This is a genomic window from Pseudoalteromonas sp. L1, from assembly GCF_021728095.1.
Classification (GTDB): domain Bacteria; phylum Pseudomonadota; class Gammaproteobacteria; order Enterobacterales; family Alteromonadaceae; genus Pseudoalteromonas.
In genome coordinates this window covers 1-1,096 of the sequence record NZ_JAKKCT010000016.1, presented here as the reverse complement: position 1 = coordinate 1,096, position 1,096 = coordinate 1, and the positions used below count along the sequence as shown (strand labels likewise).

The following is a 1,096-nucleotide window of genomic DNA, read 5'->3' as shown; positions in this document are numbered from 1 at the left end:
CAATCCTTTGGTCATAAAGTCATGTTGCTTGACCCTTTATTTGTTAAAGCATTTAGACAAGGTCAAAAAACAGATGCAAACGATGCTATTGCGATAGCCATTGCTAGTAAAGTGCCTAATGTCCGCACCTGTAAAATTCTCTCTATCGAAGAGCAAGCATTGCAATCTCTTAGTAAGGTTCGGGCGCTCGCAGATAAACAAAAGATTCAATTATCAAATCAAATACGTGGTTTACTTCTTGAGTTTGGTATTGTGATTAACCAAAGTGAGGCCGCATTTAAAGCAGCCATACCCGATATTTTAGAAGATGCAGAAAACATGCTGCCATTAGAACTAAAACATGCGCTTGCGCTGAGTTACGCTCTTTATCAACAGCAGTGTGACAACAAAGTAGAGTTACAAAAACAAATAGAGCGTATTGTAAAACAAAATGATGGCTGTCAACGCTTAATGACACTCGAAGGAGTCGGCCCAATCACTGCTATCGAACTCCTGTCTTTTTTAGGTGACACAACACAGTTTAGCAATGGAAGAAGTGCTGCGGCGTGTGCAGGTGTGACACCACTACAGCATTCGACAGGCGGTAAAGCAAAGATAGGCCGTATACCTAAAAGACGAGGTGGAGCATTAAGGCGAAATCTATTTTTAGGCGCTCGCTCGATAGTGAGTAAATTAAAAAACAGAGAGGCCTCGACTGAAAAAGAACGATGGATAAAAAGCCTTCTGGTAAGAAAAGGGGTTAAGTGCGCGGCGATTGCATTAGCAAACAAAACAATGAGAACCGCCTATGCCTTACTTAAAAATGGAACGAATTATGAGCCGATAATACTGACAGCATAAAATAAAGAATAAAAAAATCAGTAAGCAGAAGAATTGAACAAGCCAAGATAGAGCATTAAGTGGTGAGACCTACCCTTGATAGCCTGGAAACCCGCTAGTGTACGAAGATACCGTGTAGCAGATAAGGCACAAGGGCGCGAAAACATCAAAGTGACCGAGGTAGCGCCTCATTAGAGTCCGTATATAAGTACGCAATCACATCAGCTTAATGTAAAAAAGGCTTGTGCAATCGGAGGAGTCCATATAAGCGGGTTTA

Annotated in this window: 1 protein-coding gene; it reads left to right on the top strand. The window is 41.5% G+C overall.

Annotated features, from left to right (window positions below; translation table 11 throughout):
- Window positions 1-840: IS110 family transposase (locus L3V38_RS20200; protein ID WP_237120540.1), on the top strand; the 840-nt coding region annotated here is incomplete at its 5' end.
- Window positions 841-1,096 lie beyond the last annotated feature (256 nt).